This window comes from Chitinivibrionales bacterium (assembly GCA_035516255.1).
Lineage (GTDB): Bacteria > Fibrobacterota > Chitinivibrionia > Chitinivibrionales > FEN-1185 > FEN-1185.
Genome location: DATJAL010000016.1, coordinates 73818 through 87262 on the forward strand (window position 1 = coordinate 73818; position 13445 = coordinate 87262).

Annotated in this window: 12 protein-coding genes; all 12 read left to right on the forward strand. The window is 58.6% G+C overall.

Annotated features, from left to right (window positions below; all coding sequences use genetic code 11):
• The first annotated feature begins 27 nt into the window (after positions 1 to 27).
• The 12 genes from VLX68_05405 to VLX68_05460 all read left to right on the forward strand — a co-directional run bounded on the left by VLX68_05405 (position 28) and on the right by VLX68_05460 (position 13373).
• Positions 28 to 654, forward strand: a complete 627-nt coding sequence (locus VLX68_05405) for an outer membrane lipoprotein carrier protein LolA (protein ID HUI91670.1) — start codon at positions 28 to 30, stop codon at positions 652 to 654.
• Positions 641 to 2203: a hypothetical protein gene (locus VLX68_05410; protein ID HUI91671.1), complete on the forward strand. Its 1563-nt coding sequence runs from the start codon at positions 641 to 643 to the stop codon at positions 2201 to 2203. Before VLX68_05405 ends, VLX68_05410 begins: the two co-directional genes overlap by 14 nt.
• The gene (locus VLX68_05415) at positions 2178 to 3299 is read left to right on the forward strand and encodes a hypothetical protein (protein ID HUI91672.1); all 1122 of its coding nucleotides are present in this window, start codon (positions 2178 to 2180) and stop codon (positions 3297 to 3299) included. The genes VLX68_05410 and VLX68_05415 overlap by 26 nt, the downstream gene beginning before the upstream one ends.
• A 94-nt stretch (positions 3300 to 3393) precedes the next feature.
• Entirely contained in the window at positions 3394 to 4653 is a 1260-nt protein-coding gene (locus VLX68_05420) for a hypothetical protein (GenBank protein HUI91673.1), read from the forward strand.
• Positions 4654 to 4852: 199 nt separating this feature from the next.
• Positions 4853 to 5884 carry a rod shape-determining protein gene (locus VLX68_05425; protein HUI91674.1) on the forward strand — a complete coding sequence of 344 codons (1032 nt, stop codon included), beginning with the start codon at positions 4853 to 4855 and terminating at the stop codon, positions 5882 to 5884.
• A 45-nt stretch (positions 5885 to 5929) separates the two neighbouring features.
• Entirely contained in the window at positions 5930 to 6763 is an 834-nt protein-coding gene (gene mreC / locus VLX68_05430) for a rod shape-determining protein MreC (GenBank protein HUI91675.1), read from the forward strand.
• Positions 6760 to 7257, forward strand: coding sequence for a rod shape-determining protein MreD (gene mreD, locus VLX68_05435; protein HUI91676.1), 498 nt, complete (start codon positions 6760 to 6762; stop codon positions 7255 to 7257). The genes mreC and mreD overlap by 4 nt, the downstream gene beginning before the upstream one ends.
• A 7-nt stretch (positions 7258 to 7264) precedes the next feature.
• Positions 7265 to 9163, forward strand: a complete 1899-nt coding sequence (gene mrdA / locus VLX68_05440) for a penicillin-binding protein 2 (GenBank protein ID HUI91677.1) — start codon at positions 7265 to 7267, stop codon at positions 9161 to 9163.
• A gap of 7 nt (positions 9164 to 9170) precedes the next feature.
• Positions 9171 to 10448: a rod shape-determining protein RodA gene (gene rodA / locus VLX68_05445; protein HUI91678.1), complete on the forward strand. Its 1278-nt coding sequence runs from the start codon at positions 9171 to 9173 to the stop codon at positions 10446 to 10448.
• Between the two features lie 532 nt (positions 10449 to 10980).
• Positions 10981 to 11823, forward strand: a complete 843-nt coding sequence (lgt, locus tag VLX68_05450; GenBank protein HUI91679.1) for a prolipoprotein diacylglyceryl transferase — start codon at positions 10981 to 10983, stop codon at positions 11821 to 11823.
• Entirely contained in the window at positions 11810 to 12565 is a 756-nt protein-coding gene (locus VLX68_05455; GenBank protein HUI91680.1) for a ComF family protein, read from the forward strand. The genes lgt and VLX68_05455 overlap by 14 nt, the downstream gene beginning before the upstream one ends.
• Positions 12566 to 12743: 178 nt before the next feature.
• Positions 12744 to 13373, forward strand: coding sequence for a hypothetical protein (locus tag VLX68_05460; GenBank protein HUI91681.1), 630 nt, complete (start codon positions 12744 to 12746; stop codon positions 13371 to 13373).
• Positions 13374 to 13445 lie beyond the last annotated feature (72 nt).

Below are 13445 nucleotides of genomic sequence, written 5' to 3' on the forward strand. Positions count from 1 at the left end.
TTTTTATATACAGATTCGGACAATTCCTTGCGACAAATCACATCAACCTTTCTTTTCCTCGTCATCGCCGCAACCTGTTGCTTTTGTCAACAAGACCGGCTTATTGACAGGATCAAACAGAATTACAACGGATCGAAAACGCTCTCCGCCTCGGTTGACGTCCGCATCGTGTGGAAGGTGCGCGAGAAGACCGACAACCTGCGCGGCAGCATCCTGCTCGCGCCGGGCGACAAGTTCCGGGTAGATCTCGGCCCTACGCTGTGGGTGAGCGACGGCGCCACCCTGTGGCAGTACGACAGGAACCTGTCGCAGGTGGTCATTTCTTCCCTGTCAAACAACACCTCCATGATCCCCTCGCGCATGGTGGCGGAATACTGCGGTAACTATCCCCTCACCGCATCGAAAAACAAGAATGGGTACGACGTTCTCGAATGGAAGGCCGACAGCGCGTCGGACCAGAAATCAGGGGACGCTTCATACGTCCGCATCACCGCCGAGGGCAAGTCGGCAGTGGTTCATGAACTTTTTATCATCGATTCGCACGGCAACGAAACCACCTATGCATTCACCAAGACCACGTGGAACGGGAAAATCCCGAAAGGCTCGTTTACGTTCGAGCCGCCGAAAGGAGCGCGCATAGTTGACAAGAGATAATTTACGCAAGGCCGTGCTCGCCGGCGCGCTCGTCCTGTGCGCGCTTTCTCTCGCCGGCGGGGCCGATCTGCCCACGCGGGAAATAACGAGCAACAACATCTACGGGTTTGCCGGCGACGGCGACACGCTCTGGATGGTCACCGACCAGGGCCTCAACTACACCATCGCAACGTCCGACACCCTTTCCTGGCTCGGCTACAAGGCGCCGCTTTCCATTCTCGCCCTCGGGTTCGGCGGCGGCACCGCGGTCGTCTGTCTCGACACGCTTCACTTCACAAGAACCGCAAAACTCTGGTACTACCGCCATGCCGCCCATTCGTACGACAGCATCGCGCTTCCGTTCAAACCCGATTCGCTTCCCGCCGCGGCGGAGGTGCGGGGCATCGGCGTCGCGTACGCCGGCAACGCATTCTGGATCGCCTGCGTCGACGGCGGGCTGGTGCGGTGGGACCCATCGGGCCGCACCATGCAGGCGTTTTTCCCCGGTGTCAAGCGCGGGTTCGATCCCGCCGCGGTGCGGCTGACGAGCGCCGACAGTTTCAGCGTGTTCCCCGATTCCTCAAAGCAGGTGCTTGCCGTCGGCGCGCTCAACCAGTCCGCCGACTCCACGCTCCTCTATGTGCTGACGCCCGCCGCGCTGTTCCGGTTTTCGCCGAAAGACACCCTGTGGTCGCGGTTTCCGGCGCGGCTTTCCAACGCGCCCGGGCCGTTTAACAAATACCTCGACCTGTTTTCGAGCATGCATTCGCCCTTGCTTTTTGCGAGCATCGTCACCGCGAGCGGCGGCGGCGCGTTCGACACCCTGCTGTACCGGTACCATTCCGCGGACAGCTCATGGGCACCCTATGCCGTTTCGCAATACGTAACCTCCATCACCTTCGGCCCGGACAGCACCGTATACTGCGCGAGAAAGCCCAACAAGGACGAGAACACCAGCATTTTGTCCGCGTTTTCCGGAAACGTCAAGAACGAAACCCTTCGTTCCGAGCAGTCGTTTGCGCACCGGATCTCCCTTGCCATGAACGGCCTGACGCCCGACAACATCGCCGACATCCTGTATCTCCCGAAATCGGACACTAGCGGCTCGTTCTGGATCGGCACCACATCGTCGGGCGTCATCAACAACGGGCTTTTCTTCTCGCGCCACGAGCCGCAGGACGAGGCCGACAGCACCCCCTTTGTGTATGTGCACCGTGAAAGAAAAATCGAGAGCAGCCTCAAGGAGTCGTATGCCTATCCCGGCATTCTGGGCGGGAGTGCGTTCGGCCCGACGCGTTCCATTTTCGCCTACAGCCTTTCCAAGGCCTCAAAGGTGAGCATCACGGTGTACGATTGGAACATGGACCTGGTCAAGAACGTGATCACCAACGAGGACCGCAAGGCCGGCACGGACGATCCGCTGGGCAACGGCAGGAGCACCGACCGGACGCGTGATGTCTGGGACGGCACCAACAACGCCGGAAAGCGCGTGGCCGTGGGCGTGTACTATTTCAGGATAACGGCGCAGACGGGGGAAAGGTCGTTTGGAAAAATCATCGTGGCAAAATAGTTTGCGGATCGGGACGGTCCTGGCCGCGGCGCTTTTATGCGCGGCCATGGGCGCACGCGCGCAGTCGGGCGGTCAGCCCGGCGCGTATCTGCGGGCGCCCGTTGACGCAGAGGCTGCCGCCATGGGCGGGGCGGAGAGCGCCTCCCCCGGTTATTTTTCCACGTGGTGGAACCCGGCGCAGCTCTCGCTCATTGACAAACGGCTATTCTCATTCGGCGCGGGCCTGTATTCGATGGGCCGCACCGAGGCGTTTGCCTCGTTTGAGTTCAAGCTGCCGCCCCGCGTCGGCATCGGCCTCGGCGCGCTGTACCGCGGCGACCCCTTCATCGACAACCTGTACAACGCCTCCGAGGAAAAGCTCGATGCCGGCTCATTCACCACGCTCACGGTGAAGGCCGCGCTCAGCTACCTGATCACGCGCCGCCTGTCCGCCGGGCTTTCCGTCGGGTTTTTCTACCAGCGCGTGCCCACGTCCTATGTGAAAACGAGCCTCACCTATTCCGACGCGACCGCCGTGGGCGGGTTCTCCCTCGCCGTCCAGTACAAACCCGCCGACAGCCTCATGCTCGCGCTCATTGTGCGCGATGTCAACCCGCTTCAACTCCTCACCGGCGCGCCGGCAAGCATCGACATGGAGTGGCAGGTTTCGTCGTCCCTGGAGCAGGACTACGGCCTCGGTGACGAAGGCAGCCCCTCGTTGATAACCGACATGGTCATGCCGGTATTCGTTCTTGCCAGCGCGTATCACGCCAGCCTCCAGGGGAAACCCCTCATGTGGACTTGCGACCTCAACGGTTACATCGTTGACGGGACGTTTACAAGGCTTGACAAGATGGCAGCGCAGTTCTTCACCGGCTTCGAGTGGCAGTGCTGGAGCACCTTCTGCCTGCGCACGGGCCTCGGCGACATCGTCATCGACCGCGACATCGTGTCGGACGGCGGTTCGTACTGGCGGGATTTCACCTTTAAGATCACCGCCGGATTCGGCTGGGAGCTTGTCAAGGTCAGAAAAGGGCTGGTGCTTAATTACGCGGTAACAACCGACAAGGTCTGGGCGGGGATAGACCAGAAGCTAGATCTTGTATATAAATTTTAACGGTTTATTCCACAGAAAAGATTTCCCTCAAAGGATGAGAGGCAAATATTGAATTGATAATCACGTAGTATCACGATGTATCTTTCAATCACTTATGAACCGAATCATCCGTAAATCTTCCCGCATCTTCATCCCGCTTCTTGCGCTCGTCTTCGATGTGTTCGCGCTTGACGAAGAAGCATCCATGGCCGGATTCCAGTTTCTCGACAACCCGCCCGCGCCGCGGCAGATAGCCCTCGGCTACGCGGGCACGGCGCTGGGCGGGTACGGGTTCACCTCGTTCAATCCCGCATCGCTCATGCTCACCGACAGGCCCTATCTCATGGTGTGCGCCTCGCCGCGTCCCTTTGATTACACCATCGCGTCCATTGAAGGAGCCTGGAGCATTTCAAATCTTTTTTTCGGCGCGTCGGTCGCCAATCATTTCATCGACGGAATAATCCCCGCAGATTATAACGCCGTTCCCCAATACAACACCCCCGGTTCCTACGACGGCACCGACATGTCCCTGTGCGTAGGCTACAAGAATGAGAACCTCGGGCTCGGTCTCACCATCAACGGCCTTCAGGAGCGCATCGTCACCACCACCGCCTACGGAATTTGCCTGAGCGCGGGCATCGCCTACTGGCTTATGCCGCAAAAGCTTTCGCTGGGCGCCAGCGTGCTCAACGTGGGAACCACCACGGGCTTCCTTGACGAAACGAAAAATTTCGGGCAGGGGGCGCCCCTGCCGCGGAGCGGCCGCGCCGGCGCGGCCTACACCGACACGCTGCTGCGCATCCCGTACACCGTTGCCGCCGACGTCGTGTACCGCGACGTGGGAAATAAAATAACCTCGGCATCGCAGATCGCAAACCGCCTGACCGTGCCCGTGGGCATCGAGGCGTGGCCCATTAAATATGTGGCTATCCGGATTGGAAAACGGTTTAATTATGAGACCGAGATCATCAACTTCGGCGCGGCCCTGCGGTTCGCCATGCTCACCCTCGACATGGCCTTCGTGGTAAGTTCGCTCGTGACCGACGTTGACTTCAACCCTTCGTTCGCGCTCACCTACTCCCTGCCGGAGCCGAAGCCAGTCGCACATGTCAACAAACCGGTTCCTGCCGTTCAAAACGCCCCTCCGGAACAGAAAGCCGCTCCCGCCCCGGTCCCGGCGGCGCCCGTGCCCGACACCCTCTCGTCCTCCAATAAAGGTGCCGGGGAGAAGCCCGCACCCGTGCCGACGGACAGTGCACTGGTGCCGGAAAAAACCGTTTTGCCGGAAACGCAAACGCCCGTAGAGCAGAAGGTTGCTCCCGCTGTTCCTGATTCGTCAAAAACTTCACTCCCACCCGCCCCACAAGGCCAATAAATCCTATAGGTTTGATATCATTTTCCATTTTGCGACAATTCTTTACGTAAATTGGTGTTAAGATGTATATTTTTCTTTTAAAGTGAACTGCCGCTGGCGTCGTGCGTAACGCGTTATTTTTTAAAGCTCAAAGCCGGTTTAACGTCAGCAGTTGATCATGTCCGTTTCTCCACGTTTTGATTTTTATGAGGCTTGCCAGATGGCACTTTTTCCTTTTCTCTCGAACGATCTAGGCATCGATCTCGGAACGGCAAACACGCTCATCTACGTGAGCGGCAGGGGCCTTCTCATAGACGAACCGTCGGTCGTTGCTCTTGACAAAACAACAAAAAACGTGAAGGCCTTCGGCCTCGAGGCCAAACGCATGCTCGGCCGCACGCCGGGCGAAATTGAGGCGATCCGTCCCATGAAGGACGGCGTGATCGCCGACTTCGACCTCGTGGAGGAGATGCTCAAGCACTTCATCAATAAAGTCAGGAAATACCCGTCGCTCTTCAGGCCGCGCGCCGTGATCGGCGTGCCGTCGGGCATCACCGAAGTTGAGAAGCGCGCGGTGATCGACTCGGCCGAGAGCGCGGGCGTGCGCGAGGTGTACCTGGTCGCCGAGCCCATGTCGTCGGCCATCGGCATGGGCATTCCGGTGAACGAGCCGTCGGGCAACATGGTAATCGATATCGGCGGCGGCACCGCGGAGATCGCGGTGATCGCGCTGTTCGGCATGGTGTGCGACATGTCGGTGCGCGTGGGCGGCGACGAAATGGACGAGGCGATCGTCTCGTACCTCAAGAAGACCTACAACCTGCTCATCGGCGATACGACAGCCGAGCAGATAAAAATCCAGATCGGCTCCGCGTTCCCGCTCGAGGAAGAACTCGAGATGGAAGTGAAGGGCCGCGACCTCGTGGCGGGCATCCCCAAGACGCTGCGCATCACGTCCACCGAGATCCGCGACGCGCTCAACGAGCCCATCTCCACCATCGTGGAGGCGGTGAAGCAGGCGCTCGAGCAGACGCCGCCCGAACTGTCGGCCGACATTCTTGACAAAGGAATAATCATGACGGGCGGGAGCGCGCTCCTCCGCGGGTTCGACGAGCGGCTCCGCCAGGAAACCAACCTGCCGGTCAACGTGATCGACGACCCGCTCACCTGCGTCGCGCGCGGTGCGCTCAAGATCATGGAAAACCTGGAAACGTACAAGCCCGTGCTCCTGAACACCGGCAGGAGGCGATAGCCTGGTGTGTCGGCCGGGCTAAGGAAATCCCAGCCAGAGTAAATCATGCAGTGGATCATCCGGTTTTTCGCCACCCATCGCAACATCACCTCGCTCGTGGTCGTGGCGGGCGTGTGCCTTTGGATGCTGTCGAGCTCGGTGCTGCAGCAGCAGCTCATCAGCAGGGTCCTCATCTACAGCATTTTTTACCCGTTCCATTTTTACATCGCCCAGACCACGCACATCAAGAACATCTTCGCCGAGAACCGCAGGCTCAAGGAGGAGGTCGCCTCCCTTTCAGTCAAGCTCGCCCAGACGGCCGACCGGACGCAGGAAAACGAGCGGCTCACCGACCTTCTCGACATCTCCCGGCAGTATCCCTATACGCTGGTGCCGGCGCGCGTGGTGGCGCGCGACCCGTCGCTCATCTCCCGCAGCGCAATTGTCAACGTCGGGAAGGACAAAGGCCTTCTGCCCTACATGCCGGTGATGACCACGCGCGGCGTTGCGGGAAAGCTAATCAAGGTCATGGGCCGCATGTCGCTCGTGCAACTCATGGCCGATCCCGCGAACCGCACCAGCGTCATGATCCGGCGCACCCGGGAAATCGGCATCCTCGAAACCGAAAACGGCACGGATTTCTTCATCATGTTCAGGGCGCACGCCGATGTCGCGGTCGGCGACAGCGTCATCACCTCGGGCCTCGGAGGCATTTATCCGCGGGGACTCCTGGCAGGTCTTGTTGCCAGGCTCGAACAGAACCGCGACCCCCTGTTCAAAAAGGCATGGGTGAAAATCGAGGCGAACTTCGACCGGCTGGAGGAAGTGTTTGTGATAAAAATGCCCCCCCGATGGGCGTCATTCAAAAGCGAACTCGATTCCCTTGAGGCGGCGCCATGATACCCGATCCCGTAAAATGGCTCATCGCGTTCTTAGCGGCGCTCGTCCTGCAGACGTCGTTTGTTCCCGCGATTTCCCTCGGGAACGCTACCCCCGACCTTCTTCTCATCGTGCTTTTTTTCTTTTCGCTCAAATACGGCGTGATGCCCGGTATTTTTGTCGGGTTCTTTCTCGGGTTGGGACAAGACCTCTATTCGCCCTCTCTTCTGGGGCAGAACGCGCTCGTGAAAACCCTGACCGGCGCCTTTATCGGCCTGTTTAACGAGCGCGTGATGCGCACCGACCCGCTCGTCAAGACCGTACTGCTGATCGTGGTGTTCATCGTCCACGACGCGCTCTTTATGGCGGTGCAGGTGCTCAAGCTCCACGATTCGCTGGGCTCGCTGTTTTCCGGGCTCTTTTTCCGCACCCTTCCCCGCGCGCTGTATTCCGTGGCGGTTGCCGCGCTGTTTTACTTATGGGAAATGATCCCCAAGCCCTCCGTGAGAAAGTAGGGCGCCCATGCCGATCAGCCTGCACTTCCAGGACGACCAGCAGGAACGCGCGGCGAAAAGCCTCCGCCTCATCATCGTGGTGTGCGCGCTGTTTGCCGTGCTCATCGCCCGGCTGTTCTTTTTGCAGGTGATCCAGGGCGAGACAAATGCCCGTCTGTCAAGGGAAAACGGCATGCAGCTGCGCGTCATCAAGGCGCCCCGCGGCCTGATCCTCGACAGAAACGGCGTCGTGCTCGCGCGCAACCGCCCTTCCTATTCCGTCTGCGTGCTGCCCTACAAGGTGAAAAAACGATCCGAGATTATCAACAACCTCATCAAGATCCGCGACGACGAGGGAAATCCCGTGTTCGACAGCCTGGAACTGCTGCAGCAGATGCGTGAGGCGCAAAAGCGGCGGTTCGATCCGGCGCGGCTCAAGGAGGACGTCTCCATGGCGCTCGTCTCCATCATCGAGGAGCATTCCATGGAGCTGCCCGGCATCGTGGTGGAAACGGAATCACGGCGCGAATATCCGCTGGGCGCCAAGGCGTTCCACGTCGTCGGGTACATGAGCGAGATTCCCGAAAATCAATTTGACTCCCTCAAGAACTTCGGCTACCGGTTCGGCGACCTCGTGGGCAAGGCCGGCATCGAGCGGCAGTACGAAGACCTCTTCCGGGGCAAGGACGGGGAGGAATACATCGAGGTCAACGCCTACGGGAAAAGCCTGGGCCCCATAAAAAACATGCCGCGGATCGAACCGGTGCCGGGCGGCAACGTGTACCTCACCCTCGACGCCAAACTGCAGGCCACGGCCGACGACTCGTTCCCGGACACGCTCAAGGGCGCGACCGTCGTGCTTGACCCGCGCAGCGGCGAGGTGCTCGCGATGATATCCAGCCCCAGTGTCGACCCCAACATCTTCTCCGCAGCGGCAACGCTGCGCTCGAAAAACTGGGCATCCATCGCGCTCGACCCGGCCCTGCCGCTTAACAACCGCGCCATTGCAGGCACCTACCCGCCGGGATCGACGTTCAAGCCCGTGACTGCGGTGGCCGGGCTCATGAGTAAAACAATCACCGCCGATTCCCATATGCCGGTTCCCTGCCGCGGAAGTTTCCGGTTCGGCAGCCGTGTCGCCCATTGCTGGGACCTCAAGGGGCACGGCAGCCTCGACCTCGTGGGCGCTGTCAAGCAGTCATGCGACATTTACTTTTACCAATTGGGCCTGCGGCTCGGCGACAAGCTCATCAACAAGGCGGCGGCTCTGTACGGTCTGGGCCAGCCCACCGGCATTGATCTGTCGGGTGAAAAGACGGGATGGCTCTCGGGCGAAGAGGAATACAACAAGCGCTTCGCGGCGCGCGGCTGGGTGTGGACCAAGGGCCTGGACATGGACATGGCCATCGGGCAGACACAGCTTGTCACACCGATCCAGCTCGCCTCGTTGGCCGGCGCCCTCGGCAACGGCCAATGCGTGTACCGGCCCTTCCTCATGAAGGAGGTGCGCAGCAGCGACGGCACGGTGATCGCCCAGCAGAACCCTGTCGTGTCACGGACGCTTTCGCTCGATTCAACGGTGGTCGCGGCGCTCCATAAATCCCTCATCGAGGTGATGGCCGCGGGCGGCACCGGCGGACGTGCCGCCGTGCCCAATGTTCCGGTGGGCGGAAAGACCGGCAGCGCCGAAAACCCGGGCCAGAAGACTCATGCTCTGTTCATGGCCTGCGCACCGGTCGACAGCCCGGTGATCGCCATCGCCACGGTTGCCGAAAACGCGGGCCACGGCGGAAGCGTCGCGGCGCCCATTGCGGGCGCGGTTTTGCGGTATTTCTTCGCAAACGACCGAGAGGGCAAAAAAATTTCCGATGCCTACGCGCAGGCCGCGCGCGACGAAAAAGGCAAAATAAAAACAGCGGCTCGGTGATGACGATATGTTCGAACTGCAGAAAAAAAACGAATTCGACCTTGCGCTGATCCTTGCCGCGCTTGCCCTGTGGACCATCGGCGTTCTACTCGTGTATTCCGCCACCCACATCTACGATGCGGGGCCGCTCATCCATTCCACGAGGAATCAAATCATCTGGATCATCATGGGGCTTTTCATCATTCTTCTCGTCACCTCGATCCCGGCCCGGTTCTACTTCTCATTTGCCTATGTGATGTACGGCGCTTCGCTGCTGCTGCTTTTGTACGGTGTCTTCACCGGCGTCATCAGCAAGGGAGCGGAACGATGGGTGTCCATCGCAGGCCTCCGCCTGCAGCCGTCCGAGTTCGCCAAGATCGGCCTTCTGCTCGCGCTCGCCCGGTATTTTTCCACCAAGACCGTCACGCTGGAACGCTTGCCGTCGTTCATCGTGCCCGGCATTATGATCTTGGCGCCGTTCGGGCTCATCCTCAAACAGCCCGACCTGGGCACCGCGCTCATTCTCGGCCTCATGTCGGTGCCCATGATGTACTGGGCGGGGCTCACGATCCTGGAGCTTTTTTTCCTTTTCTCGCCCCTTGTTTCATTCGCACTTTCGGCAATCCCCCTTATCTTGGCCTTTACTTTTAAGACGCAAGGCGGAATCTGGGAGACCATCCCTTGGGGCATTTTCTTCGTGATCCTGTGCAGCGTGCTTTATTTTGCGCGGCCGCGGTTTCTCATCCTTACAAGCGTCGTGATTATCAACCTGTTCACGGCCGGCATCACCACCGTGGCGTGGAACGGCGTGCTCAAGGACTACCAGAAAAAACGCATTCTCACCTTTATCAACCCGCAGATGGATCCTGCCGGCGCCGGATACCAGGTGATCCAATCCAAGGTCGCGATCGGCTCAGGCTCGCTGGCGGGAAAGGGCTACCAAAAGGGCACGCAGACGCGGCTGTCGTTTCTGCCGGAACAGCACACCGATTTCATCTTCTCGGTACTGGGTGAGCAGTTCGGACTCGCCGGCTGCATCGCCATCCTTCTTTTATTTCTTTTTATCATCATCCGCGGATACACCACGACGCAGGTGGTGCGCAACCGGTTCACCAACCTCGTCATCGTCGGCTCGGTGTCGCTCCTTGCCTTTCACATTTTCATCAACGTCTCCATGACCCTCGGCATGATGCCCGTGGTGGGCGTGCCCCTGCCCTTTTTGAGCTACGGGGGGTCGTTTACCTTGACAATAGCGATACTGCTGGGATTTTTGTTGAATGCAAGGTACGGCAAACAAGATTTTTGATTAAATATTCATGTGGGGCAAGTTCAGCCTGCCTCGTAACTACCAAAACAATCATGGCGCCTGCCGGTCACGGCACCGGTTCTACCGCTTCGGGTACTTCCAAGGGTCCGTCCCTCCGGTCTCGCCTTCGGCTCGGGCTGCCACGGCGCGAGGCCGCTTCGCGGCGGCGTCCGGGCAGCGCCGCGCTCCAGCGACGGCCTGCGGTCGCCCCTGGCGCGCGGGCATAATTCCTTCTGCCGCGACTCTTTCCCCCTTATCAAGGGGGAGGCCGCCGAAGGCGGAGGAGGATGCACCGCAACCAAGGCGTTACGGAAACGCGACGTCCGCAAGGCGGATGCGTTGCGCTTCGCGCGCGTTTCTGTTTGAAGGGGTGTGGGTGCAGATCGCCGCGCCACCCCAGGGGAAACCACGAAGTGGTTGCCCCACCAGACATTTTTAATTTGAAAAGTCTATACCACTAATCCCCATTCAGATTTTATTTTTCAATGGGTAACTTATTGTTCAAAAACCCAACAAGGAAAGCATCTCATCCATGCACCCCATTCTGTTCAATATCCATCTCATGAAATTCACCGTCCCCATCCACTCCTACGGGTTCATGCTTGCCGTGTCGTTTCTGTTCGGCATCTGGTTTGCCGCGACGCGCGCAAAAAAGGAGGGCCTGCATCCCGACGTGATCACCGACCTGGGCTTCTGGGTGATCCTCGCCGCGATCGTGGGCGCGCGCCTCTACTACGTGGTGCTTCACTTTGAGGAATTCCAAGGCGACCTGCTTTCCATCATCAATCCGTTCCATGCCGGCAACCTCGGAATCGGCGGGCTCGTGATGTACGGCGGGTTCATCGGCGCGCTGGTCGCCGCAATAATTTACTTCCGGGTGAAAGGGGATCCGTTCCTTCCCTACGCCGACGTTTCTTGCGCCAGTCTCGGCTTTGGAATTTTTCTCACCAGAATCGGCTGTTTCCTCAACGGCTGCTGCTACGGCGCGGCCACTTCATCCGCGTGCGGCATCAGTTTTCCTTTGCACAGCCCGGCTGGCGCATACCAGCACGAGATGCACGCGCATGCGCTTCTGCCGTCCCAGCTCATCGAGAGCAGCGGCGGCCTTCTCATCGTCGTCATCATACTGCTTGTCGGAACGCGAAAAACATTTCCCGGGTTCCGCCTGTACCTCACCGGCATCATGTATGCCGTGCTGCGGTTCGCCGTTGATTTCACGCGCTTCTACACGCCCCAGGAGAGACTCGGCCCGCTGTCCCACAACCAGATTGTGTGCATCGTGTTTTTCATCCTGTTTTCCGGGCTCATACTCAGGCACTTCCTTTTTAAAGAGGAAGATACTGCGCAACCCGGGCAGCCCAATGCATCTGCCTGAGGTGCGGCAAAAAATAAAATCCCTTCTTGATCGCGCGGCCCGCAACGCAGCCGGCCTTGTTTTCCCAGGCCTCTGCATCGTGTGCCGCAATCCCTGTTCCGACAAAAACCACTGGCTTTGTGCACGGTGCGCTTCCCACCTCGTGCAAAACCACGAGCGCCGCGACGCGTGCCCGCTGTGCGGCCAGAACCGCCGCGCCAGGCCGTGCGCATGTGAATACGCTTGGGACTTTCCGTTTGAAAGAATCTACTCATTGTTCGATTATGACGATACGGTGAAAGAACTTTCACACGCATTCAAGTACGGCGGATTTAAGAGGCTCGCCTTTGATATTGGAAAAATCTATGGTGAACTAATTCCTCGGGACTTTTTCAACGGTACGGACATCGCGGTGCCGGTACCGCTCCATTTTCTGCGAAAGCTGAGACGCGGGTACAATCAGGCCGAGTATTTTTGCCGCGGGGTGCTGGCTTCAAGCGCGGGGCATCCCGTCCTCTGCATTCAGGCGCTTACGCGCCGGAAGGCAACCAGGACGCAAACGGCGCTATCGAAGGAACAGCGGTCGAGAAACCTTGCTGCCGCGTTCCAGGTCCCGCCCGGCAAAGCGCGCCTTATAAAAGGAAAAACCATTGCACTCGTTGATGACGTGGTGACCACGGGAGCAACCACCGCGCAATGCGCAGCCATCCTGCTCGACGCGGGCGCGAAGGCTGTCCGCGTGCTGTCGCTCGCAAGGGGCTGAGACTTTTGCACTAAAGGAAAAATTCTGCGGTTCAATCGGGATAAATAGTAAAATTTCCAGATTAATTATTGATTTTCTAGGCGTGAGGCCTTATATTTTCCGTTGAAACAGGTGCTTTTCAGTAACTATTTATTTGATTTGACGGTCTAATGGGTGGTGAGAAACAAAGGAGTGCATTATGAGGAAAAATTCATCAAACGTTTCTTTGATGTTTATCGCCTTCATGGGAATCATCATTGCCGTGTCGGCAATCGATACTGCGGCATGGGGCGGATTTCGAGGCGGGTATTATGATCATGGTTTCCATCACGGTTTTTATCATGGATATTACGGGTGGGGAACCCGGTGGCCTTACTGGTATGATTACGGCCCGATTGCCCCTCCCTTCGGAACATTTGTCGCCTACCTTCCCGACGGATATGCCACTATTATTGTTGGCGGCGTTCCTTATTATTATTGCGGAGGATATTACTTCAGGCCGTATTCGAACGGCTATGTAATTGTTCCTGAACCAGCTGCAAACCCGGCAGCGGTGACCTCTCCGACAAAGGAGTCCAGCGCCCAGCAGGTGCCGGAGGCATCTTCAACGTCCGAGCCAGCCAAAGAGGAAGCCAAATCCGGCTCCAAGATCGCTTCGCAACCTCATTCGTCAGTACAGGACACTGCGACGATAAACATCCCCAACGCCAAGGGCGGATTTACGCCCGTGAAACTGGCAAAACACAACAACGGGTATATTGGTCCACAGGGAGAATTTTACGCAGGCCATCCGACCGTGGAACAGCTCAAGGCGCTGTACGGTAATTAACAAAGGCTACCAAAAAAAATGCGCCGGCTCATGTCAATGTGCCGGCGCTTGCTTTTTAGGCATTCAATCGGC

Bases quoted from the DNA above. Each gene is read 5' to 3' on its own strand.
- mrdA (HUI91677.1), top strand. From the start codon at position 7,265: ATGCCGATCAGCCTGCACTTCCAGGACGACCAGCAGGAACGCGCGGCG.
- lgt (HUI91679.1), top strand. From the start codon at position 10,981: ATGCACCCCATTCTGTTCAATATCCATCTCATGAAATTCACCGTCCCC.
- VLX68_05455 (HUI91680.1), top strand. From the start codon at position 11,810: ATGCATCTGCCTGAGGTGCGGCAAAAAATAAAATCCCTTCTTGATCGC.
- mreD (HUI91676.1), top strand. From the start codon at position 6,760: ATGATACCCGATCCCGTAAAATGGCTCATCGCGTTCTTAGCGGCGCTC.
- VLX68_05460 (HUI91681.1), top strand. From the start codon at position 12,744: ATGAGGAAAAATTCATCAAACGTTTCTTTGATGTTTATCGCCTTCATG.
- VLX68_05420 (HUI91673.1), top strand. From the start codon at position 3,394: ATGAACCGAATCATCCGTAAATCTTCCCGCATCTTCATCCCGCTTCTT.
- rodA (HUI91678.1), top strand. From the start codon at position 9,171: ATGTTCGAACTGCAGAAAAAAAACGAATTCGACCTTGCGCTGATCCTT.
- mreC (HUI91675.1), top strand. From the start codon at position 5,930: ATGCAGTGGATCATCCGGTTTTTCGCCACCCATCGCAACATCACCTCG.
- VLX68_05425 (HUI91674.1), top strand. From the start codon at position 4,853: ATGGCACTTTTTCCTTTTCTCTCGAACGATCTAGGCATCGATCTCGGA.